Origin of the sequence: uncultured Gordonia sp. (genome assembly GCF_937858515.1) — a bacterium.
Lineage (GTDB): Bacteria > Actinomycetota > Actinomycetes > Mycobacteriales > Mycobacteriaceae > Gordonia.
Window position 1 is genome coordinate 1 of the sequence record NZ_CALLZT010000159.1, and the last position, 25024, is coordinate 25024.

The 25024-nt window shown below is 65.9% G+C and carries 25 protein-coding genes; 2 read left to right on the forward strand and 23 right to left on the reverse strand.

Annotated features, from left to right (window positions below; all coding sequences use genetic code 11):
- Window positions 1–308: 308 nt before the first annotated feature.
- A complete protein-coding gene (gene mftM / locus Q0627_RS15270; RefSeq protein ID WP_291017361.1) occupies window positions 309–1145 on the forward strand; it encodes a mycofactocin oligosaccharide methyltransferase MftM in 837 nt (278 codons plus the stop codon).
- A 53-nt stretch (window positions 1146–1198) separates the two neighbouring features.
- Here mftM and Q0627_RS15275 read toward each other — a convergent pair whose 3' ends face one another.
- The 11 genes from Q0627_RS15275 to murA all read right to left on the reverse strand — a co-directional run bounded on the left by Q0627_RS15275 (window position 1199) and on the right by murA (window position 13461).
- Window positions 1199–1819, reverse strand: a complete 621-nt coding sequence (locus Q0627_RS15275) for a MadR family response regulator transcription factor (protein ID WP_291017371.1) — start codon at window positions 1817–1819, stop codon at window positions 1199–1201.
- An 86-nt stretch (window positions 1820–1905) separates the two neighbouring features.
- The gene (locus Q0627_RS15280; protein WP_291017363.1) at window positions 1906–3363 is read right to left on the reverse strand and encodes a MadS family sensor histidine kinase; all 1458 of its coding nucleotides are present in this window, start codon (window positions 3361–3363) and stop codon (window positions 1906–1908) included.
- A gap of 2 nt (window positions 3364–3365) precedes the next feature.
- Window positions 3366–4514 carry an iron-containing alcohol dehydrogenase gene (locus Q0627_RS15285; RefSeq protein ID WP_298811239.1) on the reverse strand — a complete coding sequence of 383 codons (1149 nt, stop codon included), beginning with the start codon at window positions 4512–4514 and terminating at the stop codon, window positions 3366–3368.
- Window positions 4515–4675: 161 nt separating this feature from the next.
- Entirely contained in the window at window positions 4676–6199 is a 1524-nt protein-coding gene (locus tag Q0627_RS15290) for a VWA domain-containing protein (RefSeq protein ID WP_291017367.1), read from the reverse strand.
- 9 nt (window positions 6200–6208) lie between these two features.
- A complete protein-coding gene (locus Q0627_RS15295) occupies window positions 6209–7495 on the reverse strand; it encodes a MoxR family ATPase (protein ID WP_298811194.1) in 1287 nt (428 codons plus the stop codon).
- 198 nt (window positions 7496–7693) lie between these two features.
- Window positions 7694–8986 carry an NDMA-dependent methanol dehydrogenase gene (mdo, locus tag Q0627_RS15300; RefSeq protein WP_291012042.1) on the reverse strand — a complete coding sequence of 431 codons (1293 nt, stop codon included), beginning with the start codon at window positions 8984–8986 and terminating at the stop codon, window positions 7694–7696.
- Between the two features lie 167 nt (window positions 8987–9153).
- Window positions 9154–9993 carry an ABC transporter ATP-binding protein gene (locus Q0627_RS15305; protein WP_291012044.1) on the reverse strand — a complete coding sequence of 280 codons (840 nt, stop codon included), beginning with the start codon at window positions 9991–9993 and terminating at the stop codon, window positions 9154–9156.
- A 69-nt stretch (window positions 9994–10062) separates the two neighbouring features.
- Window positions 10063–10839 carry a cobalt ECF transporter T component CbiQ gene (gene cbiQ, locus Q0627_RS15310; RefSeq protein WP_291012048.1) on the reverse strand — a complete coding sequence of 259 codons (777 nt, stop codon included), beginning with the start codon at window positions 10837–10839 and terminating at the stop codon, window positions 10063–10065.
- An 18-nt stretch (window positions 10840–10857) separates the two neighbouring features.
- Window positions 10858–11322, reverse strand: coding sequence for a PDGLE domain-containing protein (locus tag Q0627_RS15315; RefSeq protein ID WP_324388757.1), 465 nt, complete (start codon window positions 11320–11322; stop codon window positions 10858–10860).
- Window positions 11319–12074: an energy-coupling factor ABC transporter permease gene (locus tag Q0627_RS15320; RefSeq protein WP_291012050.1), complete on the reverse strand. Its 756-nt coding sequence runs from the start codon at window positions 12072–12074 to the stop codon at window positions 11319–11321. The genes Q0627_RS15315 and Q0627_RS15320 overlap by 4 nt, the downstream gene beginning before the upstream one ends.
- Window positions 12075–12204: 130 nt before the next feature.
- Complete coding sequence (murA, locus tag Q0627_RS15325) at window positions 12205–13461, reverse strand: UDP-N-acetylglucosamine 1-carboxyvinyltransferase (protein WP_291012053.1); 1257 nt, start codon at window positions 13459–13461, stop codon at window positions 12205–12207.
- Between the two features lie 58 nt (window positions 13462–13519).
- On the opposite strand from murA, the gene Q0627_RS15330 reads away from it, so the two are divergent.
- Entirely contained in the window at window positions 13520–14116 is a 597-nt protein-coding gene (locus Q0627_RS15330; protein ID WP_291012056.1) for a cob(I)yrinic acid a,c-diamide adenosyltransferase, read from the forward strand.
- A gap of 41 nt (window positions 14117–14157) precedes the next feature.
- Here Q0627_RS15330 and Q0627_RS15335 read toward each other — a convergent pair whose 3' ends face one another.
- The 12 genes from Q0627_RS15335 to Q0627_RS15390 form a co-directional block, all read right to left on the reverse strand.
- Window positions 14158–14598: a DUF2550 domain-containing protein gene (locus Q0627_RS15335; protein ID WP_291012059.1), complete on the reverse strand. Its 441-nt coding sequence runs from the start codon at window positions 14596–14598 to the stop codon at window positions 14158–14160.
- A 262-nt stretch (window positions 14599–14860) separates the two neighbouring features.
- Window positions 14861–15241: a F0F1 ATP synthase subunit epsilon gene (locus Q0627_RS15340; protein ID WP_291012061.1), complete on the reverse strand. Its 381-nt coding sequence runs from the start codon at window positions 15239–15241 to the stop codon at window positions 14861–14863.
- A gap of 9 nt (window positions 15242–15250) precedes the next feature.
- Complete coding sequence (gene atpD, locus Q0627_RS15345; RefSeq protein ID WP_298811206.1) at window positions 15251–16699, reverse strand: F0F1 ATP synthase subunit beta; 1449 nt, start codon at window positions 16697–16699, stop codon at window positions 15251–15253.
- An 88-nt stretch (window positions 16700–16787) separates the two neighbouring features.
- Window positions 16788–17705: a F0F1 ATP synthase subunit gamma gene (locus tag Q0627_RS15350; protein ID WP_291012065.1), complete on the reverse strand. Its 918-nt coding sequence runs from the start codon at window positions 17703–17705 to the stop codon at window positions 16788–16790.
- A 43-nt stretch (window positions 17706–17748) separates the two neighbouring features.
- Window positions 17749–19377 carry a F0F1 ATP synthase subunit alpha gene (atpA, locus tag Q0627_RS15355; protein WP_291012067.1) on the reverse strand — a complete coding sequence of 543 codons (1629 nt, stop codon included), beginning with the start codon at window positions 19375–19377 and terminating at the stop codon, window positions 17749–17751.
- Window positions 19378–19453: 76 nt separating this feature from the next.
- On the reverse strand, window positions 19454–20797 hold the full coding sequence (locus Q0627_RS15360) for a F0F1 ATP synthase subunit B/delta (protein WP_298811210.1): 1344 nt from the start codon (window positions 20795–20797) through the stop codon (window positions 19454–19456).
- Between the two features lie 3 nt (window positions 20798–20800).
- Window positions 20801–21301 (reverse strand): F0F1 ATP synthase subunit B, encoded by a 501-nt coding sequence (locus tag Q0627_RS15365; protein ID WP_298811212.1) that lies wholly within the window; start codon window positions 21299–21301, stop codon window positions 20801–20803.
- Between the two features lie 36 nt (window positions 21302–21337).
- Window positions 21338–21598, reverse strand: coding sequence for a F0F1 ATP synthase subunit C (locus Q0627_RS15370; RefSeq protein WP_298811215.1), 261 nt, complete (start codon window positions 21596–21598; stop codon window positions 21338–21340).
- A gap of 84 nt (window positions 21599–21682) precedes the next feature.
- Window positions 21683–22444 (reverse strand): F0F1 ATP synthase subunit A, encoded by a 762-nt coding sequence (gene atpB / locus Q0627_RS15375; RefSeq protein ID WP_298811218.1) that lies wholly within the window; start codon window positions 22442–22444, stop codon window positions 21683–21685.
- A complete protein-coding gene (locus Q0627_RS15380; protein ID WP_291015770.1) occupies window positions 22441–22854 on the reverse strand; it encodes a hypothetical protein in 414 nt (137 codons plus the stop codon). Before Q0627_RS15380 ends, atpB begins: the two co-directional genes overlap by 4 nt.
- 251 nt (window positions 22855–23105) lie before the next feature.
- On the reverse strand, window positions 23106–24296 hold the full coding sequence (locus Q0627_RS15385; RefSeq protein WP_291015771.1) for an MraY family glycosyltransferase: 1191 nt from the start codon (window positions 24294–24296) through the stop codon (window positions 23106–23108).
- 42 nt (window positions 24297–24338) lie between these two features.
- Entirely contained in the window at window positions 24339–24998 is a 660-nt protein-coding gene (locus Q0627_RS15390; RefSeq protein ID WP_298811225.1) for an L-threonylcarbamoyladenylate synthase, read from the reverse strand.
- Between the last annotated feature and the right edge of the window lie 26 nt (window positions 24999–25024).

Consider the following 25024-nt stretch of genomic DNA (forward strand, 5'->3'; position numbering starts at 1 on the left):
CCGTAAGCCTCTGACCAGGACTTTCATCCTCGCCCGGCTCCCCGGCGCTTGTCCGCGTCGCTCTGACTCGAAGAAAGTTACGCGATCATGACGGGCAGAACAAATCGCCAGGTCAGCAGTCACTACCGCGAGCGTATTCGCAGGTAGAGCGAGTTTCATCGCGCACAATATCGACACCGAACCCGATCACGACCGAAATCGCGCTGATGTGATCTACGTCATTCAACGTTCCCAGGGCCCGATCGGGCCGCGTGAAGGTGCCTTCTCGGCCAGTTCACGCAGGTGCGCGAGGCACCTACGCTGGACCCATGCCCACTGTGAATCCGGATACGGCCACGTCACAACACCAGAACGTGCTGGTCAGGCCGACAGAAGGTGACGAAGTCGGTTTCTCGACCGGCGCCACGCTGTTGTGGCGTCGCACCGCCGGCGGGGTGGAGATCGCGCACCCGTTCACCGAGTTCACCATCTCCGATTCGGTGATGGTGTCCTCCCTCTCGGAACTGGTCGAGCTCGGTGTCCTGCACGGCCAGACTCAATTCGAGGATGCTGCCGTCCAGCTGATCTGCTCGTCGGCACCCACGAAGGCAGCGGCCTGGCGCGCGTACTACGAGAACTCGATCAACGAATTGGCCGACGGCACTTCGCCGTTCAGTCCGGTCCACTTGCGGGCCCGGTCGTTGATCGTCGGTGATGACATTCTCGAAGTGGGGTGCTGCTTCGGATTCTTCGCCCTCGCCTGCGCCCGCGACGGGCGTTCGGTTCTCGCGTGCGACATCTCGCCGGGTGCGATCGACCTGCTCGCCACCGCCTCGATGAGTCTCGGACTGACCGTGGAGGCCGCCGTGGCGAATGCCGTCGCACTGCCCTACCCCGACGACCACGTCGACACCGTGACCCTCATTCACCTGCTCGAACACCTCGATGACGAGGACACGACCACCGCCATAAGCGAGGCGCTGCGGGTGGCCCGGCAACGGGTGGTGATCGCGGTGCCGTTCGAGGAGGTACCGACCGAGCACTTCGGGCACCTGCTCCGGCTCACCGAGGATGAGCTGCGGCTATGGGCGGGAAAGGTCGACCACGCGGGCGCCGACGTATTCAGCGACCACGGCGGATGGCTGGTACTCACGCCGCATGGGTAGCCGGCAGGACAGTGAGCTCAGATCAGGCGGCGAGCTCAGATCAGGCCGCGAGCTCAGATCAGGCCGCGCTTGCTGGCGATGTACACGGCGTCGGTCCGCTTGGACACCCCGAGCTTGCGGATGATGTTGCGGATGTGGAACTTCACCGTGGACTCGGAGATGAAGAGTTTCTGCCCGATTCCCTTGTTGGACATACCGTCTGCCAATAGCCGCAACACCTCACGCTCCCGGTCGGTGAGCGCGTCGGGTGCATCGGCCTCACCCGATACCGTCCGCAGCACGATTGCGGCGCTGCGGGCGTCGAAGGCACTACCACCTCCCCACACAGCCTGGATGGCGCGGACCAACTCGGTGGTGTCGACGTCCTTGACAACGTAGCCACGGGCTCCGGCCTTGACCGCGCGCACCACCAGATCGTCGTCGAGGAAGGTGGTCAGCACCAGGGTCGCGACCTTCGGGTATCGCGACGTCAGCTCCGTGACCAGGCGCAATCCCTCGTATTCGGTGCCCGCGCTGAGCTTCAGGTCGACGACGACCACGTCCGGGCGGCACCGGGCGATCTCGGCGAGGGCGGCGTCGAAGGAATCGGCCTCACCGACCACCGAAATCGCCTGCTCTCGCTCGAGTAGCGAGCGGATTCCTTCCCGCAGCAATGCGTGGTCATCGACGAGCATCGTGCGGACGGCGGTGTGGCCCGAGTGTACGGGCCGCCCCAGTGGCGGGGCGGTCCGTTGCGGAACACCTTGTGCACCATATGTTGTCATCGTTTCGCCTCCTGAGAACCGGCAGGTCTGGCAGGTGCGGCCGGCAACTCGACGGCAATCCGGATACCGCCCAGTCGCGACCGCCTGATCCGCAGCATGCCACCGAGATCACTCGCCCGCGCCGTCATGTTGGCCAGCCCTCGGTGTCTGCCTGCCAGATCGCCGAGCATCGCCGCCTGCAGGACGCGCCGCAGATGACCCGGATCGCCGGTACCGTCGTCGTCCACGGTCAGTGCCACATCCCGTTCGCCGTAGGTCAAGACGACCTTGGCGCGGGTGGCCTCGGCGTGCACCGCAGTGTTGAACAGCGCCTCACCCGCGATTCGCAGTATGGCGTGCTGCGCGTCGTCGGGCAGGTCACGGACCCGCCCGACGACTCTGACCTCGGTCCGCAGGTCGGCCGGCATATGCATCGAGCACAGCTCGTCCAGGATCTCGCCGAGGCTCAGACCCCCTACCGACGGCGCCTGGTTGAGCGCGTAGATCACCGACCGCAATTGCTCGACCGCGTTCCTGGTCAGCCGGCCGGCGACCTCGAGCCTGGCTGCGGTCGCCGGATCGGACTCGACCCGGCACACCTCGATCTGCATGCCCGCCGACAACACCGATTGCGTCACCGAATCGTGCAGCTCGCGTGCGATCCGCTCGCGCTCCTCGGTGACCAGCCGCTGCCGCATCGCCGCCGACAGTTCTCGCTGGGTACGTTCGAGGTCCTCGTTGCGCGCCGCCAGCACCGCGGCCTGTTCACTGACCCGTTGGTAGGCGTCCTCCGCGCGGGCCAGTTGATGCCTGCTCTCCTCCAGCAGCGCGGCGTTGAGCAGTGCGACTACCGCCTGTCTGGCCAGGATCCGCATCACCACCAGGTCGGCCGAGTCCACGGGACAGCCCGGGCGCGTCCACGCCGACAGGCCACCCACCACGCGTCCGTCGAGTTCCAGCGGCAGATGCAGATGGTGCTGGTCGACGACGGGGCGTTCGAGCCGGCCGGACTGCCGGCGCAGAATGTCGTTGAGACGGTTGAGGACGTCATCGGGCAGGTTGCTGGGTACACGTGCACTGGCCACCCCCTCGAAGGCGTATACCGTGCCTTCCGCGGACATCATCAGGTGCCGGGGACCCGTGCGTTCGAGTTCGCCGTCGCACAGCGCGAACACGACCCACTGGGCGTCAAGGTGTTCGCTGACCGCCCTGGCCACCGACAACACCAGGTTCTGCGGCCCCTCCGCGGTGTCCACGAGTGCCCGGGAGATCCGGTCGAGCGCACCGACGACCCTGCTCAGCCGCTGTTCCACGCCACGGTACTGGGCGTAGTGGCCGCCCTTGACCGAATGCAGGCCGACGAGCGAGTTGAGCCACTCGGCGTCGGATGTCTCGGGTGCGGGATTCTCCGATACGAGGTTCTCCGGTGCCCGCGAGTCGATGGCGCCGTCTGCCCGGGCGCGTGTGTTCGGCATGGCTACAGCGCCTCGTGGTACATGGCGGCGACATCGGCAACGGTCGGCCGCCGCGGGTTGGTCCGCATGCAGGCGTCCGCCAGCGCGTTGACGGTCAGCGACGGTATGTCCCTGGCCTGCACACCGAAGGCCGACAACGACTGCGGCAGCCCCACCCGCGCGGTCAGCCGTGCCATCTCGTCGGCGAAACGTTCGGCCGCCGCATGCGGCGTCGGGGACTCCGGCAGGCCGATCGCCCGCGCGAGATCGACGTACGGAGACGGGTCGGCCTGTGCGTTAAAGCGGATCACATGCGGCAGGATGATCGCGTTGATCGCCCCGTGCGGCGCGTCGCACATACCACCGACAGGGTGGCTGAGCGCGTGCGTGGCACCCAGGATCGCGTTGGTGAAGGCCATTCCGGCCTGCAGCGCCGCGTACGCCATGTCCATTCCGGCGTCGGAGTCGGCCGGTGAGTCCACCAGCCGTTCCAGACTTCGCCATGCCGTGCCGATCGCTGACAGAGCCGCACCGTCGGTGAGTCTGGTGTGCGCACGCGAGGCGTACGCCTCGACGCAGTGGGACACCGCATCCATCCCGGACTGTGCTGCCACCTCGGGCGGCATCGTCGCGAACACCCGGGGATCGATCACCGACACGTCGGGCACCAGACCGCGTCCGATGATCGCCACCTTGGTCATCCGGTCGGAGTCGCTGATGATGCAGAACTGGGACACGTCCGAACCGCTGCCGGCAGTGGTCGGGGCGGCAAGCAAGGGCGGCAACGGATGTCGGGCCTTGTCGATGCCCTCGTATTCGAGAATGTGGCCACCGTTGGCGGCCAGGATCGCCACCCCTTTGGCCGCGTCGATCACCGACCCACCGCCGAGCGCGACGATCCCGTCGCATCGGGCCATGCCGTAGCGTTCCAGCCCTGCCACCACCTCACCGGCGCGCGGATTGGGACTGATCCCGGTGAACGAGGAGGTGTGGATCCCCGCTGCATGGAGCCGGTCGCTGAGTTCGGAAAACCATGGGGTGCTGACGATTCCGCGATCAGAGACAATCAGGAGCCGATTCAGTCCGAGGCCTTCTGCCGCACGCGGAATCTCCGCGAGCGCGCCCCGGCCGATGATCACCTCTGGCGCGTGGAACTTGGCCACGCGCACCACATCGCGGGCCGGCTGTTCACCTGTGAACCCGGCCCGCGACTGCGGTACCCGCTCAAAAACCTCATCCACTGACACTGCGAGCCACATTACTTCGGCCAGGCATGCAGCAGCGTTGCAAGCGGAATGAGCGGTACGAGACAGGGCGGCTTCGGGTCCGGCGATCAGACCTTGATCGCATCCACCGACACCTGTTCCAGTGCCGCCAGATCGTGGATGATGTGGACCCGATCGCAGTACTCGGAGTACCCGGGCAGATCGCACGAGCCGAGTTTCCACGAGTACGAAGGCTCCGGGGTGATCCAGATGACCTCCCGCGCGCGTCGTGAAATCTCCTCTAGCGCAGGAAAATTCGGATCGCTTCCGTTACCGCGGCCGTCACCGAGAACGATCACGGTGGTACGCCGGTTGACCGCGCCGCCGAATTCCTCCAGGAACTTCCCCAGCGCGGCACCGTAGTCGGAGTCGGCAGAGGTGTCGAGGACACCGCCGTTGGACAGGCCACTGACCACCAGGGACAGCGCCTCCTCGATCGGATGTTCGGCGAACAGGTCGGTGATCTCCACCAGATCCGACACGAATGCGAACGAGCGCACATGCGAGACCATCGACTGCAAGCCGTGGACCAGCTGCAACGTGAACCGGGCCGCCGCGCGCACCGACAGCGACACGTCCGCGAGGATCAGCAGGCTCGGCCGGTCCTCCACCTTGGCCACGGTGATCGGCCGGAACGGAACACCGTCGTAGCGCAGGTTGGCACGCATCGTGCGGGCGGCGTCGACCGACCCGCGGGCGGCAACCTTGCGCCGCGACCTCGGCGCACCGTGCAGGCTGCGGATCAGTCGGCGGATCGAATCCTCCAGGCTCGCCCGCTCGTGTTCGTGGATGACGTCGCGGACCTCGGCCTTGACCTCGCGTTCCTCGATCTCGTGATCGCTGGCCATCAACTGCTCAAGATGGTCGCGCAGCTTTTCGGGTAGACCGTCGAGCAGGCCGGCGAGGATGCGGCGCAATGCCGCGATCTCCTCGACGTCGGGCTGGGTGACGTCGTCACCTTCGCTGTCGAGCCAGTTCAGCAGCGCCATCTCCTGCGCCACCGACAACTCGACGTCGAGCCGGGTCCGGTCGTCGGCCACCAACTCACCCGGTCTGCCGGGGTTCGACAACCGCGACACCGTGAGCTGAACGCGTGCGGCGGCCTCGGAATTGGGCACCTCATCGGCCGACAGCACGATCTCGTCGGTCAGCGACGCCATGTCGAGCCGGTTGGCCTCCTGATGCAGGTTGTACTGCTCGGCCAGATCCTCCGGATCGAAATAGTCCTTGAGATTGGACGGCGGGCCGTGGCTGTGGCCCTGTTGCGGGGTCTGGGAGATCTCGTCCGAGAGGCTGTACTCGTTGAGCTCGCCGCTGTCGGAAAGATCATCGTGGGTGTGCGAATGTCCGTGTCCATCATCACTTTCCAGCACGGGAAGCAACCGGAAGAACCTGTCGAACACGTCGTGAAAGGTCTCCTCGTCGCGGCGGTCCTTGACCAGACACACCTCGAGAGCCGAGCGGAGCAGTTCACGGTCGCCGAGGATCTCCGGTGCGGCAGTCGCGGCCATCGCGTCCATGGCCTCGGACACGCCGATACGGATTCCGTGCAGTCGTAGCAGCCGGACGAAACGATGAATCGCGCCTTCCATCCCGGGCCCCTAGAACGGCCGCTTGCGCGCGCCGCCGCCGCGGGAGGCGAACGACCGGCTGCCCTGCCCCGCGCTCACCGTGCGCTTGCCGATGTCGCTGCTGTCCCCGGGCGCGCCATAGTAGTCGTCGCCGTGGCGGCCCGGCTCGTCCTTCGACGCACGCTTCTCGCGTCCCGGTTCATTGTGGTCGTGATCGTGCGAATGTCCCCCGTCGTGGGAGTGACCGTGATCATGGGAATGGCCGTGATCGTGGGAGTGACCGTGGCCATGGTCGTGGGTATGCAGGTGACTGGGCACTTGCGCGTTGGGATCGACCAGACGCGGCAGTGCATCGACCGCACGCGCGAGGTCCCGATCGTACTTGACCACCACATTTGCTGTCTGCGAAAGGATTTCCGCATCGAGCTCGTCGGCGCCGAGCACCGCGAGGGTGCGCGCCCAGTCGATGGCCTCCGAAATGCTCGGGGCCTTACGCAGATCCAGGTCCCGCAGGCCACGCACGATCTGAACGAGCTTGGCGGCCAGCGCATCCGAAAGTCCGGTGTTCTTGGATTTTATGATCTCCAGCTCGCGGTCGGCGGCCGGATAGTCCAGCGACAGATGCAGGCACCGGCGTTTGAGCGCGGCCGACAGATCGCGGGTGTTGTTGGACGTCAGAATCACCAGCGGGGGGTGCTTGGCCACGAAGGTTCCGATCTCGGGCACCGAGACCTGGAATTCTGCGAGCAACTCCAGCAGCACCGCCTCAAGTGCCTCGTCGGCACGGTCGACCTCGTCAATGAGCAGCACGACCGGCTTCTCCGAGCGCACCGCCTCCAGGAGTGGCCGGGGTGCCAGGAATCGCTCGGAGAAGAACACGCTTTCCTCGGCACCGATCCGGTCGACCGCCTCCGACAGCGTGTCGACATCGGCGACCACCTGCGAGATCTTCTCGCGCAACACCTGGGTGTACAGCAACTGTTTGCCGTAGTCCCACTCGTACAGCGCAGTGGTCTCGTCCTGCCCCTCGTAGCACTGCAGACGCAGCAACTCGCGCCCGGTCACCGTTGCCAGCGTCTTGGCCAATTCCGTCTTGCCGACGCCCGCCGGGCCCTCCAGCAGTAGCGGCTTGCCCAGCCTGCCCTGCAGGAACACCGTGGTCCCCAGTCGTTGATCGGCGAGGTAGCCGGCCTTCGCGAACTGCTCGATGACGTCGGCGACATCGGCGAACTGTTCCTCGGCGGGGCTGATGGTCTCGTCTGTGGTGCTCGCGGAGGCGGCTGTGGTCCCCGCGGAGGCGGCTGTGGTCTCGGACATGTGATGCTCCGGTTCTTGAACTCTCGGTGACGGTACTGAAGATGGGGAATGCGGGTGGCGGACTGTGGTGATTGTCCGCCACCCGCTCACCTCGTCACGGGCGAATGTGACGAGAGGACCCCGTGGGACCTGAGGAGATCGGCTGCACTAGGGCGCGTCTCCCATATCCACCGCGCAAAGGGATATGGGAGACATGCCCTAGGTGAGCAGATCGTCCAGGTCGCCGTTGAAGCAGTGATCGACGACCGGACGAACCGTCTCGAAGGTGCACTCCTTCGGGTTGCCCGGCGTGCAGGCGTCGCCGAGCACGTGGTTGGTGATCGCATCGATGGTGGCTGCGCTGCCGTCGATGACCTTGCGGCCCGCGTAGAACGGGGTCGGGCCGGTGCCGAGGCGGTTCTTGACGTGGGTGTCCTGGTTGACGTCGGTGAACTTCTCGGTGATACCCACATCGCGCAGCAGCCGGATCGCAGCGTTGAGGGCCTGATCAGCGGCCTGCACCTTGCTCAGGCCATGGGTGTCGACGCCCATCACCTCGGCGATGTCGGCGAAGCGTTCGTACATGACTGGCATGTTGAACGCCCACACACGCGGAAGCGCGATGGCGTTGTTCAGTCCGTGATGGGTGTCGTAGAACGCCGACACCGCGTGGCTGATCGAGTGGATGATGCCCAGGCCACCGGAGTTGAACGCCTGCGCCGCGATGTACTGCGCGTACATCATGCCTTCGCGGCCGGCGAGCTCGGTGGGGTTCCAGGTGGCCTCACGCAGGTGCCGGTTGGTGAGCCGGATGGCGTGCAGCGCGTTGCCCAGCGACGGCTGGAAGTTCAGCCGGGACACGTACGGCTCGGAGGCATGGGCCAGCACGTCGAAACCGCACTGGGCGGTGAAGGCGACCGGGCAGTCGTAGTACAGCACCGGGTCGTCGATCGCGAGGGAGGTCACCGAGGCGTCATCGAAGGCGACGTACTTGTGCGGCTTGTCGGGGTCGGTGGTGGTGTCGGTGATGACATATGCCCACGAAGTCTCCGAACCCGTTCCAGCAGTGGTGGATACGGCGATATGCGGCGGGTTCTTGGGATTCTCGCTCTTGTTGAAGCCCTCGAACTCGTTGATGCTGCGACCGTCGTGGGCCACGGAGATGCGGGCACCCTTGCAGGCGTCGTGAGCCGACCCGCCACCGATGGAGATGAACGAGTCGCACTTCTCCGAGTTGTAGAGCGAGACCGCGTCCATGACGTTGTAGTCCTTGGGATTGGACTCGACCTGGTCGAATACCACGACCTCAAGACCGTGGTACTTGCACGATTCGGAGATCTTGTGAACGATGTCCGTGCCCCGCAGACCGGTGGTCATGATCAGCGTCTTCTTGAAGCCCAGCTTCAGCGCCTCGGGACCGATCATCTCGTGGGCACCGGGGCCCATCATGGCCCGGGGGAAGGGGTGGAATTCCTTGATGGGGAACGGCTTCAGCAGTTCATCTACCTGCATGACTACCTCCTCGCGCTATGCGCAGTAGGGACTTCGGGGTGACACCGGCGACGTTACGCGGATCACACCCCCACTCCCAGAGCCGCAAACGCAAACCGTCCCTTCACATCTGCACACGCCTTCACCGGGCAGGTATACCCCTGTCCGGTTGGTCAGTTAGCTTTCGGCTAACCCACACCGGCTGCGCGGGCGCGCCGCAGACTCTCCGCGTCGAACCCCCACGGCAATTCCAGGCGATGCCTGGCCAGCAACGCCTCGTCGGACAGAATGTCCACGATCGGTCCATCGGCCACGATCTGACCGGCGTCGATCACCACGGCCCGTTCACACAGTTGCGCGGCGTACGGCAGGTCGTGGGTGACCACCAGCATGGTCGTGGTGAGCCCGAGCAGCGTTTGCGTGAGTTCCCGGCGCGCGAGCGGATCGAGGTTGGCCGACGGTTCATCGAGGACGAGAACGTCCGGGCGGCAGGCGAGGACGGTCGCGAGTGCGCCGCGGCGACGCTGCCCTCCGGACAGGTGCGTGGCGCCACGGTGAGCCTGCTCCGACATCGACACCGCATCCAGGGACCGGGCCACACGTGCGGTCAGTTCGGCGCCGACGACCCCGAAGTTGGCCGGTCCGAACGCGACGTCCTCGGCGAGGGTCGGCATGAACAGTTGGTCGTCGGGATCCTGAAATACCAGGCCCACTCGGCGTCGGATATCGCGAACCGACTTGTCCCCCAGCGTGATACCCGATATCGCCACCTCACCGGACGTGGCTCTGAGCACCCCGTTCAGATGCAGCATCAGGGTGGTCTTGCCCGCACCGTTGGGTCCGAGGAGCGCCACCCGCTCCCCCTCCCGGACGGTCAGGTCGATCCCGTCAAGCGCGACACTCCCGTCTGGGTAGGTGAAACGCAGCCCCGCCACCGCCACTGCCACTGCCGGCGCGCCGGGTACGGCAGCGGGCCCGGATTCGGCCGCATATCGGGTATCGACCCGCGTCCGCCTCGACCACACCATCGCTTCTCCTCACAAACCATCGCTTCTCCTCACAAACCATCGCTTCTCGTCACAAACCATCGCTTCTCGTCACAAACCATTCCAGGCGATCACCGACACGGTGACCGCGACGAGCGCCGGCATCGTCACGGCCAGCCACTGCACCGAGGTTGCCTTCACGGAGGTGGCCATCGCCGCCATCTCGGGGACCGTGCCGGTGAAACCGCGAGACGACATCGCCAGATGGACCCGCTCGCCCCGTTCGTACGACCGCAGGAACAGCGACCCGACGCCTTTGGCAATGGCCGCCGCCTGGTGCGCGAAGCGTGGATCGTCGCCGCGGGCCAGCCTGGCGACGCGCTGCTGTGCCGCCTGCGCCGACAGTAACTCGACGTAACGCAGCATCATTACCAGAATCTGGGTAACCATGCCCGGAATCCCCAACCGCGACAGTGCAACCGGCAGCTCGCCCGCGCGCGTCGTGGCCGCGAAGGTCAACGACGCCGCCACACCCAACGTGCCCTTGATCAGAATTCCCCACGCCGCGTACAGCCCGGACACCGATAACGACATGCCCACGACGTCGACGCGGTCACCGCCCTCGGCGAACGGCAGCAACACCGCCAGCACCACGAACGGCGCCTCGATGAGCATGCGTGGGGCTATCCACCGCGCCGGAATCCCCGCGATCACCCACACCGTGACGAGAATCGCGGCGAAAGCCGCGTAGGGCCAGAACATCTCACGTGGTGTGGCGACCACCGCGAAGACGAAGCCAACCAGGCACACCAACTTGGCCTCGGCCGGCGCGCGGTGCACCCGCGAGTCGCCCTGCCGATACAGCGGGTGTGAATGACCGGCTCCCATCGCGACATCCCCGTCCGGTCAGTGTTCGGTGCCGTCGCGCCGGCTCCGTGCCAGCAGGTCGCTCCGACTCCGTGCCGACAGGTCGCTCCGGCTCCGTGCGAGCAGCCAGAACAGGCCAACGGCCACCAGCACAGTGACGCCCACCCCGATCACTCCCGCGATGCCGCCCGAGTTGCCGAGCCCGGACACGCTGTAGTCGGCGAGCGGCGAGGAGGCCAGCACGTGATCGTCGGCGTGCTGGGCGATGCAATTGCCGCGCAGCGCTTCGCCGCCGTCGATCTCGACCGTCTCGCACCCGCGCATCGTCGCTGAATCCAGTCCATCCGGCGACGAACTCGCCGCATACGACAGGACACCCGCGATCACCAGTGCGACCATTCCGAAGGACAGGAGGAAGATGTGCCGGCGCACCCACGACCCACCGGCCCCCGCCGGAGCGTCTGCGCCGACGCTCTGCGCGGCTGCGTTGTCGGTGATACTCATGCCCGAACTCCTTCACTTCCGGCCGCCTGGACCCGTTCCTGCCCGGATTCGGTCGACTGACCCGCGTCGCGAGTGCGGCGCAACAGATACACCAGATCCGGTCGCGCATTCGCGACCGCCGTCACGGTCACCGCGGTGATCAGTCCTTCGCCGATCCCGATGAGCGCGTGTGTTCCCCACATGTATCCCGCCACCGTCGCCAGTGATGAGTCACCCGCCCCGCCGATCGCGTATTCGATCACGAACCCGGTTGCCGCACAGACCGTTCCGATGAGTGCGGCGGTGAACGAAACCACTGTCAACCCGCGCCCACCCGACCGGCCGGCGACGAACCTGCGACCGGCCATCGCGACCAGGAAACCGGCGAAGGTGGAGACCAGCGCCATGTTGGTGATGTTGGTACCCAGCGCCGACACCCCTCCGTCGGCGAACAGCAATGCCTGTACCACCAGGACGATCGCGATACACAATGCACCCACGTAGGGACCGACCAGGATCGCGGCCAGCGCACCACCGAGTAGATGACCACTGACGCCGGGCAGGATCGGGAAGTTGATCATCTGCACCGCAAAGATGAAAGCCGCGACCAGGCCGGCCATCGGGACGGCGCGCTCGTCGAGATCGGCGCGGGCCCGCCAGCAGCAGCCGGTCAGGCCCACTACCGCTATGACGGCGAAAGCGAATGACACCGGCGCATTCACGATGCCGTCACTCATATGCATCGCGAGCGTGGTGGATGTGGTGGACGTCATAGAGGGAACGCTAGGCCCCCGCCCAATACCTGTCCACACATTCATGTGTCCGCTCGCACAGACTATCCGTCAGGTCAGGTGCCGTACCGTACCAACGTCGCCGCGTCCTGTCCGGACGCGGCCTCCGGCCCTAACCCGATACGCGTTCGATCTGTCCACCGAGACCGCGCAGGATCTCCTCGAACCGCGGATAGCCCCGGTCGATGTGCTCGACATCGTGCACATCGGTCACCCCGTCGGCCACCAGACCGGCCAGAACGAGACCGGCTCCGGCCCGGATATCCGAACACCACACCGGCGCGCTCGAAAGCTGCTCCACACCGCGGATCACCGCATGGTGGCCATCGGTGCGGGCATCGGCACCGAGCCGGACCATCTCTTCCACGAACCGGAACCGGGCCTCGAAGACGTTCTCGGTGATCAGGGACATCCCGTCGGCCACCGCAGCCAGACCGATCGCCATCGGCTGTAGATCGGTGGGAAAACCCGGGAACGGCAGGGTCGAAACGTTCACCGCCCGCGGCCGCTCGTCGGCGCGCACCCGGAAACCGTCGTCGAAGGTCTCCACGACAGCGCCGGTATCGCGCAACTTGTTCAGCACCAGCTGCAGATGGGCGGGCGCGACACCGTGCACGGTCACGTCCCCGCGGGTCATCGCCGCGGCGATCCCCCACGTGGCACCGACGATCCGGTCGCCCACCACCCGATGCGTCGTCGGATGCAGTTGCGAGACACCTTCAACGGTCAGCGTCGACGAACCCGCCCCGTCGATCCTGGCCCCCATCTGCACCAGCATCTCGCACAGATCGATGATCTCCGGTTCGCGGGCGGCGTTGTCGATGGTCGTGACACCCTCGGCCAGCACCGCAGCCATCAGGATGTTCTCCGTGGCACCCACCGACGGAAACTCCAGCGCCACACCGGCCCCGACGAGGGTGTCGGCAGAGGCCACCACGCAGCCGTGCTCGATGGAACTGTGCGCGCCCAACGCCCGCAGACCGGCCTGATGCATGTCCAGCGGCCGCGAACCGATCGCGTCGCCGCCAGGCAGGGCGACCACCGCACGGCGGCACCGCGCCATCAACGGACCCAGCACGCAGACCGACGCCCGGAACTGCTTCACCGCGTCGAAATCGGCGTGATACTTGGGTTCGGCAGGCGAATCGATGATGACCTCATCGCCCTCGATGGTGACCGCCGCACCGAGTCCGCGCAGCACATCGGCCATCAGCGGCACGTCCGCAATGTCGGGACTGTTCGTCAACGTGGTGGTGCCCTCGGCCAGCAGAGCGGCCGCCATCAGCTTCAGGACGCTGTTTTTCGCGCCCCCCACGACCACGTCACCCGCCAGTCGTGCCCCACCGCTCACCAAGAACCGATCTGCCACGCTCACACCTTAACCGTCGGCACCGGGCCGAACCGAACGCCACGATAGATTTGCACCCATGGCCGTACATCTGACCCGTATCTACACCCGCACCGGCGACGACGGGAGCACCGGACTCAGCGACTTCTCGCGCGTCGCGAAGACCGACCCCCGAGTCGTCGCCTATGCCGACTGCGACGAGGCCAACGCCACCATCGGGGTCGCGCTGGCATGTGCGGGCGCCCTGCCCGCCGATATCGTCACTGTGCTGCGAACCGTGCAGAACGACCTGTTCGACGCCGGTGCCGACCTGTCCACCCCGGTGGTCGAATCCCCCAAGTATCCGCCGCTGCGCATCGAACAGTCCTACATCGACGCGCTCGAACACTGGTGCGACTCGTACGGCGAGCCTCTGCCCAACCTCGATTCGTTCATCCTGCCCGGCGGCAGTCCGCTCGCGGCGCTGCTGCACCAGGCCCGGACCGTGGTGCGACGCGCCGAACGCTCGGCGTGGGCGGCCGTCGACGCCGCACCCGAGACCACCAGCGTGCTGCCGGCGAAGTACCTCAACAGGCTCTCGGATCTACTGTTCATCCTGGCCCGGGTCGCCGCCCATCCGCCACACGGTGACGGCGATGTGAAATGGGTACCGGGCGGGGACCGGATACGGCCCTGACCGTGTTCTAGGCGCGGCGCCGTTCTTCTGGCGTCGTTCTTCTAGGCTCTGCGTCGTTGCGAACGCGCCGACTGCCGGGCCTCGATCCACGACTGGAACGCGGTGGCCGCCCCCTGGGACATCGCCAACTCGTAGGCGCCGCCGTTCCCGTCCGCGCCGGGTTCGAGCTCGAGCACCACCAGACCGTCGAGAATATCCGCCTCGCTGCCGATCGGTCGTCGGCGCGCACAGATCTCCGTGGTCTGCCGCAGCAGCGTCGACGTCGTGCCCAGACGCAGGGAGCTGAGCCGGTAGAACGACACGCTGTTCTCGTCGTACTGCACCACGCCATGGCGCCAGCCCGCGTCAGCGGCAGCGGGAATGCGTCGCAGCAGACAAGGCGTACCCACACTGCGCAGTTTGGTGATCCTGTACACAAGGACCATCGCCACAACGGTTGCGAACACCAGCAACACGATCAGCGCGACGATGGCTAAATCCACCGGGACGGCACCTCCGGGTGTGCGACCGGTGATTGTGCCGATGATGCTGGGCTGCCATCGGCACTGACCGGCCATGCTTGCTGTACAGAATGCCACCCCGGGGCCCCCGTGACAAAACGAACGCTTCGCAGGGCGAAACGAAAGCGCAGCCGCAGGTAGCACGTCCCATCCGGACGGTCCACCCGGGACATCCGGACAGAAAGAAATCGGCCATCCGGGACGCTGCGTCCCGGATGGCCGATCAAATCTGAACTTCTGGTACCTACTTGTGCAGGTTCTCCGCAGCCGTCACCAGCGCATGAGCGTGGTTGAACTCCGCACTGCCCGGCTCCGCCGATTCCAGCACCGCGCGCTGCGCCGCCACGTCGACGTCATCGGCCCACTGCGCCGTGTCCGCGAGGATCGTCACACGCTCTCCCGTGACCGAGAGAAAACCGCCCTCGACGGCAGCGGCCTTGCGGTCGCCGCTCTCCTCGACGATGACGACGAAACCGCCTGGCACAAGCTCACCGAGAAGAGGCTCGTGCCCCGCCAGGACACCGAGCTCACCCACGGTGGTCTGGGCGATCACGAACGTCGCCTGACCCGAGTACAGCTCCTGGTCCGGGGAAACGACCTCCACATGGAAGGACTTGTCTGCCATGGTGATGTGCTACTTTCCGGCGATCTTGGCAGCGGCGGCTTCCACGTCGTCGAGGCCACCGCAGCTGTTGAACGCCTGCTCGGGCAGGTGATCGAACTCGCCCTTGCAGACACGATCGAAGGCTTCGATGGTGTCGGCGAGCGGAACGACCGAACCGGCCTGACCGGTGAACTTCTCGGCGACCAGGAAGTTCTGGCCGAGGAACTTCTGGATGCGGCGCGCACGCTGCACCGTCACCTTGTCCTCTTCGGACAGTTCGTCCATACCGAGGATGGCGATGATGTCCTGCAGCTCCTTGTACTTCTGCAGGATGCGCTTGACCTCGTTGGCGACGCGGAAATGCTCGTCACCGACGATCGAGGCCTCCAGGATGCGCGAGGTCGAGGTCAGCGGATCCACGGCGGGGTAGATACCCAACTGCGAGATCGGGCGCGAGAGCTCGGTGGTTGCATCGAGGTGGGCGAACGTGGTGGCCGGCGCCGGGTCGGTGTAGTCGTCGGCGGGCACGTAGATGGCCTGCAGCGAGGTGATCGAACGACCCTTGGTCGAGGTGATGCGTTCCTGCAGCTCACCCATCTCGTCGGCCAGTGTCGGCTGGTAACCCACCGCCGAAGGCATACGGCCGAGGAGGGTCGAGACCTCCGAGCCGGCCTGCGTGAAGCGGAAGATGTTGTCGATGAACAGCAGCACGTCCTGGTGCTTCACATCGCGGAAGTACTCCGCCATGGTCAGCGCGGACAGGGCGACGCGCATACGGGTGCCCGGCGGCTCGTCCATCTGGCCGAAGACGAGCGCGGTATCGCCGAGGACGCCCATCTCCTCCATTTCGAGGTGGAGGTCGGTGCCCTCACGGGTACGCTCACCGACGCCCGCGAACACCGAGGTGCCCGAGAACTCGCGAGCGATACGGGTGATCATCTCCTGGATCAGAACGGTCTTGCCGACGCCGGCACCACCGAACAGACCGATCTTGCCGCCCTTGACGTACGGGGTCAGCAGGTCGATGACCTTGATGCCCGTCTCCAGGATCTCCGTCTTACCCTCGAGCTCGCTGAAAGCCGGGGGCTTACGGTGGATGCCCCACTGCTCGCCGTCGCGGCCGAGTCCCGGGGTGTCCAGGCACTCACCGAGAGCATTGAAGACGTGACCCTTGACGAGATCGCCCACCGGAACGCGGATCGGGAAGCCGGTATCGGAGACCGCAGCGCCACGGACCAGACCGTCGGTCGGCTGCATCGAGATCGTGCGCACCAGGTTGTCGCCGAGGTGCTGGGCGACCTCCAGGGTCAGCGTCTTGGCGACGGCCGCCAGCGTGACCTCTGCGTGCAGGGCGTTGAACAGTTCTGGGATCGAGCCCCGGGGGAACTCGACATCGACCACGGGGCCGATGATGCGGACGACGCGGCCCTGGGTCGAGCCCGCCTTCCCTTCCGTGGGTGTCGTAACTGCTGCGGTCATTGTGGTTGGGTCACTTCCTCTTGGGTAAACGTTTCGGTATCGGCGGGCTCACGCGCCGGCGTAGCCGCATTCGGTTCAGCGCGGCCGGTCAGCTCAGCGCGGCGGTGCCGCCGACGATCTCGCTGAGTTCCTGGGTGATCTGGGCCTGACGCAGCTGGTTGGCCTCGCGGGACAACGACTTCGACAGTTCCTCGGCATTGTCGGTGGCCGCCTTCATCGCCGTACGCCGGGCGGCCGACTCCGATGCCGACGAATCCAGCAGTGCGGCGTGGATACGCGTGGCCACATACTTCGGCAGCAACGAATCGAGCAGGGCCTCGGCACCGGGCTCGAAGCTGTAGTTGCGATCAGGTGTCGACGGATCGGAATCGTCGGCCTCGGCAACCACCAGCGGAGCGACCCGCCGGACCTCCGGCGTCTGCGTCAGCATCGTGACGAAACGCGTGTAGACCATGTGGATCTCATCGACGCCGGCGAGGCTGCCGCCGTCGGGGAGTTCGATCGACTCCCCCGATCCCGCCATGAACAGGTCGACGAGCAGATCCGCAGCCTGAGCGGCGTCGGCGTAGGTCGGCTTCTGCGAGAAGCCACTCCACGACGAAGCGATCGACTGGCCACGGAAGGTGAAGTAACCGATGCCCTTCTGTCCAGTGACGAACAGGACCGGCTGCTTGCCCTCCTCTTCGAGAAGAGCGATGAGCTCACGTGCCGAACGCAGTGCGTTCGAGTTGTAACCACCGCACATACCGCGGTCGCTGGTCACGATGAGCACGGCGGCGCGCTTGGGCGCCTCGCGCTCGACCAGCAGCGGGTGGTCGAGCGAACCGGCGCTGCCGGCCAGCTCGGCCAGCACCGCGGTCATCTCGGCCGAGTACGGCTTGGCCGCGGCCACCCGAGCCTGGGCCTTGGTGATCTGCGAGGTGGCGATCAGCTCCTGCGCCTTGGTGATCTTCTTGGTCGACTGCACCGACCGGATGCGTGAGCGCAGCTCACGGATGCTGGCCATGGACCCTCACCCCTTTCTGACGAAAGTTCAGGTTGTCCACGAACTACTTCTTCACCTTGAGTGCTTCGCGCCCGACGTCCTCGGCATCCATCGCCTCGACCGGGACATCGCCGACGACGCGCTTACCGTCAGCGGTCAGGTAGCCCTTCTTGAAACGGTTCACCTCGGCGACGAGAGCCTCGGCCTGATCCGAGGAAAGCACCTGGCCACCCTCGATCGACGCGTAGACGCCTGTGGCGTTGTGGTGCAGGTGATCGAGAAGCTGCGACTCGAAGGACCGGACGTCGTTGACCGGCACCGAATCGTAGTGGCCCTCACCGCACAGGTAGATCGAGACGATCTGGTCCTCGACGGAGTACGGGCTGTACTGATCCTGCTTGAGCATCTCGACCCAGCGCGCACCGCGCTCGAGCTGAGCCTTGGAGGCGTCGTCGAGGTCGGAGGCGAAGGCGGAGAACGCCTCGAGCTCGCGGAACTGGGCAAGTTCCAGACGCAGCGAACCGGAGACCTTCTTGAGGCCCTTGGTCTGCGCGGCGCCACCGACGCGGGACACCGAGGTGCCGACATTGATCGCGGGGCGGACACCCTTGTTGAACAGGTCCGATTCGAGGAAGACCTGGCCGTCGGTGATCGAGATGACGTTGGTAGGGATGAACGCCGACACGTCGTTGGCCTTGGTCTCGATGATCGGCAGACCGGTCATCGAGCCGCCGCCCATGTCGTCGGAGAGCTTGGCACAACGTTCCAGCAGACGCGAGTGCAAGTAGAAGACGTCACCGGGGTATGCCTCACGGCCCGGCGGGCGGCGCAGCAGCAGCGAAATGGCGCGGTAGGCCTCGGCCTGCTTGGTCAGGTCGTCGAACACGATCAGGACGTGCTTGCCCTGGTACATCCAGTGCTGACCGATGGCCGAACCGGTGTACGGCGCGAGCCACTTGAAGCCGGCCGAATCGGAGGCGGGAGCGGCGACGATGGTGGTGTACTCCATCGCGCCGGCCTCTTCGAGGGCGGTCTTGACGCCGGCGATGGTCGAGCCCTTCTGACCGATCGCGACGTAGATGCAGCGGACCTGCTTGTCCGGGTCGCCGCTGTCCCAGTTGGCCTTCTGGTTGAGGATCGCATCGACGCAGACCGCGGTCTTGCCGGTCTTGCGGTCGCCGATGACGAGCTGACGCTGTCCGCGGCCGATGGCGGTCATGGCATCGATGGCCTTGATGCCGGTGGCCAGTGACTCCTCAACGGGCTGGCGCTGCAGAACCGAGGCCGCCTGAAGTTCGAGGACACGCTCGCCCTCGGACTCGATGTCGCCGAGTCCGTCGATAGGGGCGCCGAGCGGGTCGATGACGCGACCGAGGAACTTGTCGCCGATCGGAACCGAGAGGACCTCACCGGTACGGCTGACCTGCTGGCCTTCTTCCAGGGACTGGAAGTCACCCAGGATGACGGCGCCGATCTCGTCCTCGTCGAGGTTGAGGGCGACACCGAGGATTCCGCCTTCGAACTTCAGCAGCTCGTTGGCCATTGCGCCGGGCAGGCCACTGACACTGGCGATACCGTCTGCGGTGTGGGTGATGATGCCCACTTCGTCGCGGGATGCCTCGGCCTCGAACGACGAGACGTACTGCTCGATCGCTCCCTTGATCTCCTCTGGTGAGATCGTCAACTCCGCCATGGGTGTTCTCGTCTTTCCTTGAATCGGTTCAGGTCTGTGCTGGGTGATGTGGTGAGCTCGCGCGTGAGCGGTGAGGTCAGCGCGGCAATGTCTGGGCCGCGGTGGCCAGTCGGGTGGCGATGTCGGCCTCGATGACCTCGTCGCCGACGGCGATCCGCAGACCGCCCAGGATCTCCGGGTTCACCTCGGTCTGTACCGAGATGGTGCGGCCGTAGATGTTGCCGAGGACACCGCGCAGACGCTGGATCTGTGAGTCGGTGAGCGGCGCGGCCGACACCACGTGCGCGACCGACTCACCACGGCGGGCCGCGGCCAGTTCGGCGAGATTGGCGACGGCCAACTCCGCGGGCTGACCGTGCAGCAGACGCACCGAGTGCGCGACCAGGGTCCGCGTGTGAGCGCCGACCTTGCCACCGATCAGCCTGTCCAGCAGAGCGATCCGCTTACCGGCGTCGTGGGTGTGATCCGACAGCAGCGAAGCGAGCTGCGGATTGGCGTCGAGGAGTCGCGAAACCCGGAAAAGTTCGTCCTCGACCGATTCGATGGAACCGTCCCGCTCGGCCGCGGCGAGCACGACCAGCGAGTTCTGGCGCCGCAATGCCGTACCGAAGTCCGGTGTCGATGACCAGCGCTGACGAGAGGCGGTAGCGATGATGTCGACTGCGACCTGGCTGACCTTGCCGCCGAAGATCGACTGCACGAGCGCCGTCTTGCCCTGCGGGAACTCGTCGTCCTCGGTGAGCTTCTTGCGCAGCACCGGATTCTTGTCGAGCAGCGCGATGACCTCGGTGAGGTCCTCGGAGGCGGCGACGAGCGAGGCGGCGTCCTGGCCCGCGGCGTCTGCCTCGAAGACCTGGGCCACTGCCTGCGCGGCGTCACGGCTGGTGGCACGCAGCGAATGCAGGCCGATCAGCTCGGCACGCGTATGCGGACCCGAGGTGCCCGCGGTCATCGCCTCCAGTTCGGTGATGACCCGGTCGACGCTCTTCTCCTTGGCGGCCGGATCTGCGAGGTGGCCGCGAACCAGCTCTCCGGCCTGGTCGACCGCACTCAGACCCAGTGCGGTGCGATGCTTACGGACGAGGGTGGAACGAACCAACTCGCCCTGGTTGTCGCCGTTCTCCACGATCCGGCGGGCCTCACGGTCGGCCTGCACACGCAGATCGGCCTTGATGTTCTCGGCGTCGGCGTACGCGTTGCTGCGCAGTTCGGCACCCTCGGCCTCTGCCTTGTCGACCGCCTTCTCGTGGGCGATCTCGGCATCTTTGGCACTGGCGGCCGCCGCCTCGCTGTCGATGATCTGCTGGCCGACGGTCTCCTGCCGAGTCGCGACCGCCTTCTTCAGGACGGGCACGACGAACTTCCAGATGAGCCAGGCAACGACGGCGAAGCCGATGAGCTGTCCGATGAAGATGTCCACTGTTTAGCTCACCGTCTCCTGAAGTGCCTGGCCGGTCCGGACGTCGACGCCGAGCACCCGGCCGGCGAGTGTCTCGGACAGTCGTTCGAGGTCCTGCTGCGCGCCGGCCGCTGCCGCGTCGGCCTCGGTGCGCAGGGACGCGGTGGTGTTGGCGAGAGCGGTGTCGGCCTGTTCGGTCGCGCGCCGCTTCGCCTCTGCCAATTCCTCGTTACCTTCTGCCCGTGCCTCGTCCCGGATACCGGTTGCCACGCCACGAGCGTCCTTGAGCGCGGCCTCGTACTCGGTGGTGGCAGCCTCGTAGCTCGCCGCAGCCGCCTTGTTGTCCTCCGCGGTCTTCGCGACCCGGGCATCGCGTTCGTCGAGAACCTTGACGATCGGCGGTACCACGTAGAACTTGATAACCAGGAAAACGATGACGAAGATCAACAGGCACACAAAGAATGTGCCGTTGGGGATCAGGAAGTTGGAAGTCCCCTCACCCTCGGATTCTGAGGCGAGATACATGGTCGCGATTGCTTCCTAACGAAATAGACGAGGGGTTTAGTGGGTCACGCCTTCAATCGGCGTGGCGAAGACGAAGAGCGCCATGAACGCCAGGTTGATGAAGTACGCCGCCTCGACCAGACCGACGGTGATGAAGAACGGGGTGAACAGACGCCCCTGCGCCTCGGGCTGACGTGCGATACCCGCGATCAGCTGAGCACCGGCCAGACCGTCACCGATACCGGCACCGATCGCGCCGCCGGCCATGATGAGACCGCCGCCGATCAGGGCGCCCATACCAATCAGATTGGGATCCATTGAGAACTTTCCTTTCGGGTGGAAACTGGCGATGTGACTCGCCAGGTCTATAGGCCTGGTCGACGGCGCCGACCAGGGGTTTCGTCAGTGATGGTCTTCGGTCTCCATCGCCTGACTGAAGTAGAGAACAGTCAGCAGCGAGAAGATGAACGCCTGGATGAGGCCGACGAACAGGTCGAACGACTTCCACAGCGCGTTGGGGGCCCACAGGATGTAGGCCGGGAACATGGCGATCACCGCGAGCATCGTGCCGCCGGCGAACATGTTGCCGAAAAGACGGAGGGAGAGCGAGACAGGCTTGGCGATCTCTTCGATGATGTTGATCGGGGCCAGACCGATGGCGTGACCCTTGACCAGCTTGACCGGGTGCCCGATGATGCCGCGGCGCTTGACGCCGGCCGCGTGGTACCAGACGAACACGAACAAGGCCATCGCGTAGACGAAGTTGACGTCACCGGATGGGGTCATCAACACCTCGTGGGCCACACTCTCACCCTCGTCGTTGGTGCTGCCGTACTGCCACGGGATGACCCCGATCCAGTTGGCGATGAGGATGTAGGTGAACAGGGTGACCGCGAGTGGCAGGACGAAGCCGGCGATCTTCATGCCGATGCCCTGTTCGATCTGCTGCCGCATCTGCACGGTGATCGTCTCGAAGTAGATCTGCACGGTGTTGGGCTTGCCCGAGGTCACCTTCGCCTTGAGGACGAAGGCCAGGCCGATCACGATCACCGCGGCGAGCGCCGAGGCCATGATGGTGTCGACGTTGAAGGTCATCCCGAGGAACTCGGCCTCTTTGTGGTGACCCACTTCGATGGAAGCCGCCAAGGTGGAGGTTTCGCTCATAGCTGCTTACGCAGTCCTTTCATCACCGGGATCACCGTGTTGAGTACCAGGATCACCTGTCCAACCGCGAGTCCGAACATGACGCCCAGCCCATCGGGCCGGACCAGGATGGCCGCTGCCAGCGCCAGTACCGTGATGGCGCCTAGCCGGGCGGCAGAATTGAGTGCCAGAGATTTCTTGTGCGGGTTCGCCTCGGCCGCGATGACGGTGACGACGTTGCGTACGGCCACCGCATTGACGAAGACCCCGATCACGCCCACAAAAAAGAACACCCCGACCAGAGGGTGTCCGAGCCAGAAGGATGCACCGACCACGGCCACCGTGACGACGCCCGCGATAATGCCCGGACGACGAAGGCCTGTGGGCGCCTGCGGATAGACGGGAGCGGATTCGGGTGCAGATGTCGTCATGCGCCTCTCCTCCAGCTCCTTCGGCCTGTTTCGCACAGGCTCGGCCCGTTCAAGCGGGCACAGGGTACCGCACGGGGTTCCGGACAGCCAGTGTGAAACCGGGTGGCCCGCGGGTGCCCTGTGACCTTATCAACACATGGAAACCGACGTCACCGGGGGGTATGTATCCAGTTCCCGGCGAGTCGTCGTGAGCAGAACTGCTCTACTACGCTAGATAGTACACGCTGCTTTACTGTTACCTTACCCGGGCCTCAGGCGCGTCCCAGGTAGCGGGTGCGCCAGTGCGCATACCGGCGCCGCAATCCCGGAGCCACTGTCACGCCGACAGCGAGGATCAGCCCCACCACGAATGCCGGGGCGACGTATCCGACCGGGAATATCGTGCTGGCGGCGACGGAAAACGCGAGTACACCCACCCATAGGTAGATGATCAGCGCGACCCTGCGCTGCGAATGTCCGAGCTCGAGCAGCCGATGATGCAGATGCATTTTGTCGGGCGTGTAGAAGCCCACCCCGGCACGGGTCCGGCGGACCACGGCCATCAGCATGTCCAACATCGGGATGAAGACCACTGCCGCCACCAGGATCAGCGGGCTGAGGAGGGTGAACACGTCGGCCGGACCATAGGAGTAGATGGCGATGCGACCCGAGGCGCTGGTCGCCGCTGCGGCCAGCAGCAGACCGATCAGCATCGCACCCGAGTCGCCCATGAAGATCCGGGCGGGCGAGAAGTTGTGCGGCAGAAAGCCCAGGCACGCACCGGCCAGTGCCGCCGCGATCAACGCCGGCGGGTAGTAGCTGACGTCGCCGCCCTGATCCCTGAGCAGGCCGACCGAGAACAGGCAGATCGCCAGCGCGGAGATGGCGCCCAGGCCCGCGGCGAGACCGTCGAGGCCGTCGACGAAGTTTACGGCGTTGATGGTGGCGACCGTGATAAACACGGTGAGCAGACCGGCCTGGAAGGGATCGAGGACGATGGTGTCGATGTCCCCGAACGGCACCGGCACCAGGTACCAGCTGACCCCCATGACCACCAGGACCCCCGCAGCGGTCACCTGGCCGAGGAACTTGGTCAGCGCGTCCAGACCCCATCGGTCGTCGATCACTCCGACGAGGACGATGACCGTGCCCGCGGCCAGCACCGCGCTCATGTCGTCGGTGTAGGCGAACCCGCGGGTCAGCGCCGGCAGGTTGGCGGCAAGCATGATGGCGGCGAGGACGCCGGCGAACATTCCGACGCCGCCGAGCCTGGGTGTCGGGATGACATGCACGTCGCGGGTGCGCGGCACCGCCACGGCCCCGGCCTTGATGGCACCCATGCGGACCAGCGAGGTCAGGAGATAGGTGACGGCAGCGGCCGCCAGCCCGATCAGCAGCAGTTCCCGGAACGGGACGCCCGCTCCCCCTGCCGAGTCGGCGGCGAGCAGGAGATCCGGCGGCATCACATCAGGGCGCATCGCGACAGGCCGTGCGGCGGACGCCGCTCACCGCTCTCCGGTCAGGACCGCAAGATCGATCTCGAGTACCTCGGCGATGGCTGCGGCCGGCACCGCACCCTCACGCAGGATCCGGGGTGTCATCCCCGTCAGGTCGATGATGGTCGACGGTTGGGCCAGCTCGGCCGGACCGCCGTCGAGGTATACCGACACCTCGTCACCCAGTTGCCCGCGGGCTTCCGCGATGGTTGTCGCCGGGGGCTGACCGGACACGTTGGCGCTCGACACCGCCATCGGACCGACCTCACGAAGCAACTCGATGGCCACCGGATGCAGCGGCATCCGGACCATGACCGTGTCGTCGGCGTCGCCGAGGTCCCACGACAGCGACGGCGCCTGTTCGACGACGATGCTCAGCCCGCCCGGCCAGAACGACTCGACCAGCGCACGCATGTCGGCCGACACCGACAACGCCCGTCCGTGGATGGTGGGCCAGGAACCGACGAGCACCGGCGCCGGCATATCGCGGCCACGTCCCTTGGCCGCGAGCAATGCGGCCACGGCCTCGGCGTCGAATGCGTCGCAGCCGATTCCGTAGAGGGTGTCGGTGGGCATGACCACCAACCGCCCCGCCTTCGAGGCACCTACCGCGGCGCGGATACCGGCTCCCCGGGAATCGGATTCGTTGCAGTCGTACACGGTGCTCACTGCCGGTCCCCTCTCACTGATAGCGC

Coding starts and splice junctions, on each gene's coding strand:
- mdo (WP_291012042.1), bottom strand. CDS start 8,986: ATGCAGGTAGATGAACTGCTGAAGCCGTTCCCCATCAAGGAATTCCAC.
- atpA (WP_291012067.1), bottom strand. CDS start 19,377: ATGGCGGAGTTGACGATCTCACCAGAGGAGATCAAGGGAGCGATCGAG.
- Q0627_RS15370 (WP_298811215.1), bottom strand. CDS start 21,598: ATGGATCCCAATCTGATTGGTATGGGCGCCCTGATCGGCGGCGGTCTC.
- atpB (WP_298811218.1), bottom strand. CDS start 22,444: ATGAGCGAAACCTCCACCTTGGCGGCTTCCATCGAAGTGGGTCACCAC.
- Q0627_RS15280 (WP_291017363.1), bottom strand. CDS start 3,363: ATGCCGAACACACGCGCCCGGGCAGACGGCGCCATCGACTCGCGGGCA.
- Q0627_RS15380 (WP_291015770.1), bottom strand. CDS start 22,854: ATGACGACATCTGCACCCGAATCCGCTCCCGTCTATCCGCAGGCGCCC.
- atpD (WP_298811206.1), bottom strand. CDS start 16,699: ATGACCGCAGCAGTTACGACACCCACGGAAGGGAAGGCGGGCTCGACC.
- Q0627_RS15330 (WP_291012056.1), top strand. CDS start 13,520: ATGGCCGTACATCTGACCCGTATCTACACCCGCACCGGCGACGACGGG.
- Q0627_RS15295 (WP_298811194.1), bottom strand. CDS start 7,495: ATGTCCGAGACCACAGCCGCCTCCGCGGGGACCACAGCCGCCTCCGCG.
- Q0627_RS15315 (WP_324388757.1), bottom strand. CDS start 11,322: ATGAGTATCACCGACAACGCAGCCGCGCAGAGCGTCGGCGCAGACGCT.
- Q0627_RS15350 (WP_291012065.1), bottom strand. CDS start 17,705: ATGGCCAGCATCCGTGAGCTGCGCTCACGCATCCGGTCGGTGCAGTCG.
- cbiQ (WP_291012048.1), bottom strand. CDS start 10,839: ATGGGAGCCGGTCATTCACACCCGCTGTATCGGCAGGGCGACTCGCGG.
- Q0627_RS15275 (WP_291017371.1), bottom strand. CDS start 1,819: ATGCTCGTCGATGACCACGCATTGCTGCGGGAAGGAATCCGCTCGCTA.
- Q0627_RS15365 (WP_298811212.1), bottom strand. CDS start 21,301: ATGTATCTCGCCTCAGAATCCGAGGGTGAGGGGACTTCCAACTTCCTG.
- Q0627_RS15305 (WP_291012044.1), bottom strand. CDS start 9,993: ATGGTGTGGTCGAGGCGGACGCGGGTCGATACCCGATATGCGGCCGAA.
- mftM (WP_291017361.1), top strand. CDS start 309: ATGCCCACTGTGAATCCGGATACGGCCACGTCACAACACCAGAACGTG.
- Q0627_RS15340 (WP_291012061.1), bottom strand. CDS start 15,241: ATGGCAGACAAGTCCTTCCATGTGGAGGTCGTTTCCCCGGACCAGGAG.
- Q0627_RS15385 (WP_291015771.1), bottom strand. CDS start 24,296: ATGCCGCCGGATCTCCTGCTCGCCGCCGACTCGGCAGGGGGAGCGGGC.
- Q0627_RS15290 (WP_291017367.1), bottom strand. CDS start 6,199: ATGGAAGGCGCGATTCATCGTTTCGTCCGGCTGCTACGACTGCACGGA.
- Q0627_RS15320 (WP_291012050.1), bottom strand. CDS start 12,074: ATGACGTCCACCACATCCACCACGCTCGCGATGCATATGAGTGACGGC.